The following is a 1,032-nucleotide window of genomic DNA, read 5'->3' as shown; positions in this document are numbered from 1 at the left end:
GGTAAAATGGAGTTTTACCTTGCCAAAAATGAGCCAACTGAGAGAGTATATAGAGAAGCATCCATCGTCAGCCCAAAGATTAGTGGGTTTAGACTATGAACGGTTAATAGAGTTAATCAGTCAAGCGGAGAGCTTACATAATCAAAAACAAAAAGCAATCGAACAAAAGAAAACAAGAATAATTAAAGCTGGCGGGGGAAGACAAGCCAAATTGAACGTAGCAGAGCAGATTCTCCTCACATTAGTATACCTACATCACTTCCCGACATTCCAGATGTTAGGGGTTCAGTTTGGAGTGAGCGAATCAGCCGCCAATTATATATTTCATTACTGGCTGGAAATATTGAGAGAACTGCTGCCAGCGTCCTTAGTGGAACAAGTAAAAAAAAACGACTCAGAGTGGGCATGGATTGAAGAAATATTAAGTCAATTTGAATTAATAGTGGATTTGGTGAGCAGCCGAGAGAAAGGCCAACAGAGTACCAAGAACAAAAAAAGTATTATTCAGGAAAGAAGAAAAAGCATACATTTAAAAACCAATTCATCGTGATGCCTACAGGCAAAGAAATAGTGGATGTAGTAGTAGGAAAACCTGGGGCAACCAGCGATATAAAAATCTGGCGAGAACGCCAGACAGAGTTAAGTGATAATCAGAAATTTCAAGGGGATAAAGCTTATGTAGGAGAACCAGCGATTGACACCCCTCATAAGAAAACTAGAAGTAAAGGTGTGACCGTTGAACAAAAACAAGATAATCAAAAAAAAGCCCGTAAAAGAGTGGTAGTAGAACACTTAATTAGACTAGTAAAAACTTTTCGGGTAGCTGCCGAAAGATTCCGGTTAAAATCGACAACTTATGAACCAGTAATTCTGGCTGTATGCGGATTAATCAGATGGCGGATGGGTGCGATAGTTCTCAATAGCTAAAAAGCCTAACATTTGGATTTGAATATGGAATAAGACTACCTAAAAAATCTACCACATTTTGACTGCAACACCGCCAAAGCCTTATTTAACCGTTGGTTTTTGACT

Annotated in this window: 2 protein-coding genes; both read left to right on the top strand. The window is 39.0% G+C overall.

Annotated features, from left to right (window positions below; all coding sequences use genetic code 11):
• Positions 1-550, top strand: a 550-nt coding sequence (locus LAY57_RS35670; RefSeq protein ID WP_249072263.1) for a helix-turn-helix domain-containing protein, incomplete at its 5' end; no start/stop codon positions are given.
• Positions 436-927, top strand: a complete 492-nt coding sequence (locus LAY57_RS35665; RefSeq protein WP_249072265.1) for a transposase family protein — start codon at positions 436-438, stop codon at positions 925-927. The genes LAY57_RS35670 and LAY57_RS35665, both read left to right, overlap by 115 nt.
• Positions 928-1,032: the final 105 nt, after the last annotated feature.

It is taken from the genome of Argonema antarcticum A004/B2, assembly GCF_023333585.1.
In the GTDB taxonomy this organism is placed as follows: Bacteria; Cyanobacteriota; Cyanobacteriia; order Cyanobacteriales; family Aerosakkonemataceae; genus Argonema; species Argonema antarcticum.
Note: the sequence above shows the minus strand (reverse complement) of the source record. Positions and strands in the feature narration are given on the sequence as shown.